This is a genomic window from Paenibacillus marchantiophytorum (assembly GCF_014640555.1).
Taxonomy (GTDB): Bacteria; Bacillota; Bacilli; order Paenibacillales; family NBRC-103111; genus Paenibacillus_E; species Paenibacillus_E marchantiophytorum.
On the sequence record NZ_BMHE01000107.1, the window covers coordinates 1 to 3,623 of the forward strand.

Here is a 3,623-nt window from a genome sequence, read left to right on the forward strand (position 1 = left end):
AAATTAACAGTAGACCGTGTTAGAAAAAACCAATCCCACAAGATTGCGGCTTAATTTTTTAAAAAAACAGAACGTCAAATTTCGTATAGCACAAGCCACATTCAAAAACATTATGAAATTGATTCACTTAAAATCAAATTCAAGTACAAAGTTCGTTTCATAATACTCCATTTATAGTTATATTTCTCAAGTGCATTTGTTAATTTGTAATAAAGCTTACTATTTTCTGTACTATGATTAGCTGCATACCTGACTACATCGTCGGGAGAGAGTTTGTACAAGATATCATGGGCATAATCCAAACGAAAGGCACTTGCATCTGCCGATTCAACTCTTTGACTTTGATCCACGTTATTGTAAATAATTATCGGACTTTGTATATAAAAGCTTCCGTTTAATGAAAATTCATCTATACAAATTAACTTTGGATCACCATCATAATAAATAATATCATAATCATATTGAAATTCACTTTGCTCAACTAGTTCCAAACTTCTTTTTAATTTACGGATTGTTTCCTTATCATTTTTGGTGTGACTCGATAAAATAAAATATAGTTCCTTTTCCAGATTAGCTTTGCTGAGTTCATCAATGTGTTCTTGCAGATATGTCAAACTATTTAGGTTTGCTAGCATCACATCTTTTTCCAAAACACCTGATGTGACTAGTTGCATCGCATTAAAATTTTTGAAAAACTTGCGATAAAACGTTTCAGTTTCCAAAAATCCTTTATGAAGCGTTTCCATGGACTGTTGTTCATCCTGATCTGGTCTTCGGCCATATGCCATTTCTACATAATAATAATCAGCACGTTCATTAAAAAAAGAACGCTGTTGATAAAATTGTATGGCCTCGGAAATAACAGCAATGTTGCTGGAAATTATAGTTAGGGCAATAGTAACCGTTATTATTTTTAATCCATAATTCATAACAAGTAATTTTTTCGAACTTTTAATATTTGCTAATGCCTCTTTTATATTGTAGAAGTAAAGATTGCTATATAACATGGCATTGAAAAACAACATGGCTAAGAATATACCAGCAGAAATCCGAGAGTGAAAAAAAGTGTTTGTATAGTTTTGCAGTGCAAACAATATAACCAAAAAAATTGATGAATACACAACAATATCCAAACTTATATTGCGCAGAATAATGGAACTCGTTCTTTCTCCTAAAGATATGCGGATGAAATTCTCCTTTTTTTGTAAAACAACATCATAATAGGATAGGAACAACATTACAATTGAAATAAGCAGCCAGATAAAAAAGATATTTAACTTTCCAGAACTATCATAGCCCTTTTGAGGGAAATTCCCCGCATATTTACCATTCAAACTATCTTTAAAACCAAAAATATCATCTACATCCCCAATGATATAATATTGAGAAATACTTCCGATATCTTCATTATGTACAATGTCTTCAAATTCATAGAAAAGAATATTCTTTGTACCTGATATTAAACTAGGAAAGCTTTTCTCGGAAATTTGAAAATTCTTCTTGATGTATTCTGCTGTATTCTTGGTCCCATAAATACGACGTTCGCTCAATAGCATACTTTTCACATCTGATAAGACGGTAAAGACTTTCACTTGATTGTCTTCAGCAGCTCTTGTTATATCATTGACCAAACTTTGCTTTGTATTGTTAGGCGATCCGTTTAAAAATAGCGTCGTGCTATAATTGGCTGTTTCAAAATTATCTAAATACAATTGATAGCTTTCACCGGTAATAATAAAACCAATTAACATCATGATGAAACTAATAACAAACTTTATTTTTTTCAATCATCTTCCTCTCCCTAATTTGAAATATTCATAGTACTAAATGGGAATAACGTTTGAATTTATCAAGGCATCTTATGGAGATTTGTAGTCGTATAACCAACAATAAGCCATTTGTCTTCCACTAATTCTAGTCTGACTGTATCAATAAAAGGAGTAGATGTTCCTTTTACCATAACCTCCACCAAAGCTTCTTTTGTTTTGCCTATTACGCGAACATTAAATATTGAGTTCTGTTTAGGATGGTCGATATCCCTAATCTTCAAAATACGATAACTTTGTATGTCGCCATACCAAAAACGATAATTTATTACCAATTGTGGATTATGGTCTGGAAAGAATTCCTCGGTGTGGTCAACACTCTTGACATATAAATCATAGAATTTTATTAAAGCATCTCTTGTGGCGGCATGTTTTGGTGCGTTTGGATTTTGATTGTATAAATATACAAAAAATATAGCACTACCTATAATAAGTACTAAAGTAGGAATAAGTAGTTTAGTAAGAGTTCTTTTCACATTAACCCCCTTATTCATTTTTCCCTCCATAAATAAAATTGGGCCTATCCATGTTTCAATAGGCCTGATCTATGTGTTGAAAGACTAACGCAACTCATTCGTGAGGAGGTGATACAATGACCCAATATCGTGAAATCCTGCGGCTTCATAGTCAAGGGATCAATCAGCGTAACATCGCTGTCAGTTGCGGCTGCTCGCGCAACACCGTTTCCAAAATTATTTAACGAGCACAAGAACTTGGAATAGCGTGCCGTTAGAGAAAGATCTATCGGACGGCGAACTCCGGCAATGCCTGATGTGTACTTCTTCTTCTCGATGATTCAAGTAGTTGCAATAAAATTAATCGATTTGTGTCTTTATTCAACTTTTATTTTTATACTAGTTTGCAATTTGTGATTTGTCTTAATGTCTTCTGGATCGGCATATGTTGTTCGAACTGTAACGGTATAGGTACCTCTCTTCAAATGTGTCTTTGATTCCCGAAGACTTTCCGAGTATAGATCATTGTATCCGAAGAAGATAATCCATTGTAAAGAAGAAATATAAACATCATTCTCTTTAAAAGTAGACTTTAACAGAGCCAAAGTCTCTCCAGGGTCATACGTGTTGCCATGTTCATCCATCAATGTGTATACAAATAAATCATGTGAATGAGCAATTCTTTTTTCTTCCTTTCCGGTGTAAGTAAGAGCGCTCCAGATGTTCATATCTTGTCCATATGGATACACTTCTTTCTCTGAGTGAATGCTGAGTTTAAAGAAGTCGTCTGAATTTGCTGAACTAGTCTCTGACTTATAGCTGTCTTTGCCTCCACGAACATTAATATTTGCAACATTTTCTTGTTCATTATAAGAAACTGTTCCTTGGAGAGTTTCACTTAAGCTTCTAAGAGGAACATAAATATGGCCATTGTAGTTCAGAGTACTATATTCAGTACCGGCGAAGTTTAATTTATTACCATTTAAGACTACATCTCCACCGAATAAAGAGACTTGAAGACTATTTTCTGCAAATGAAATTGTGAAGGAGAAAGTCGACAAAAACAATACCAAAAAGCTTAAAATCACTTTTCTCATAAAATCCCTCCGTTATTATTTCACTTCGATGATCCGACCAGTTCACTAATTCCATTATAAAGAAAGTGTTCCATTATTTTCAAGTACTCTAATTCGTCAAAGTGAATTTTTTCTACAATAATATGTAATTAAATGATGTATTTATCTGGACAAAACACAAAAAAACCCCTAAGGTCGAGTTACAGACATGTTACCCCGACCAAAGGAGAGTCCATGGGTAACATATCAGATCAATCGACCATTCG

4 protein-coding genes are annotated in these 3,623 nt (G+C 33.5%); 1 reads left to right on the forward strand and 3 read right to left on the reverse strand.

Annotated elements, in window-relative coordinates:
• Positions 1-110: 110 nt before the first annotated feature.
• Both IEY34_RS35955 and IEY34_RS35960 read right to left on the reverse strand, forming a co-directional pair.
• Entirely contained in the window at positions 111-1,787 is a 1,677-nt protein-coding gene (locus IEY34_RS35955) for a bacteriocin-associated integral membrane family protein (protein WP_189021061.1), read from the reverse strand.
• A gap of 62 nt (positions 1,788-1,849) precedes the next feature.
• Positions 1,850-2,320, reverse strand: coding sequence for a hypothetical protein (locus IEY34_RS35960; protein WP_189021063.1), 471 nt, complete (start codon positions 2,318-2,320; stop codon positions 1,850-1,852).
• Between the two features lie 98 nt (positions 2,321-2,418).
• Between IEY34_RS35960 and IEY34_RS37185 the strand changes: the two genes are divergently transcribed.
• Positions 2,419-2,526, forward strand: coding sequence for a helix-turn-helix domain-containing protein (locus IEY34_RS37185; protein ID WP_229758028.1), 108 nt, complete (start codon positions 2,419-2,421; stop codon positions 2,524-2,526).
• 132 nt (positions 2,527-2,658) lie between these two features.
• Here IEY34_RS37185 and IEY34_RS35970 read toward each other — a convergent pair whose 3' ends face one another.
• Complete coding sequence (locus tag IEY34_RS35970) at positions 2,659-3,378, reverse strand: stalk domain-containing protein (RefSeq protein WP_189021065.1); 720 nt, start codon at positions 3,376-3,378, stop codon at positions 2,659-2,661.
• Between the last annotated feature and the right edge of the window lie 245 nt (positions 3,379-3,623).

What these genes read in the sequence shown, in the direction of transcription:
- IEY34_RS35960 (WP_189021063.1), bottom strand. Translation starts at nt 2,320, where the DNA reads ATGAATAAGGGGGTTAATGTGAAAAGAACTCTTACTAAACTACTTATT.
- IEY34_RS35970 (WP_189021065.1), bottom strand. Translation starts at nt 3,378, where the DNA reads ATGAGAAAAGTGATTTTAAGCTTTTTGGTATTGTTTTTGTCGACTTTC.
- IEY34_RS37185 (WP_229758028.1), top strand. Translation starts at nt 2,419, where the DNA reads ATGACCCAATATCGTGAAATCCTGCGGCTTCATAGTCAAGGGATCAAT.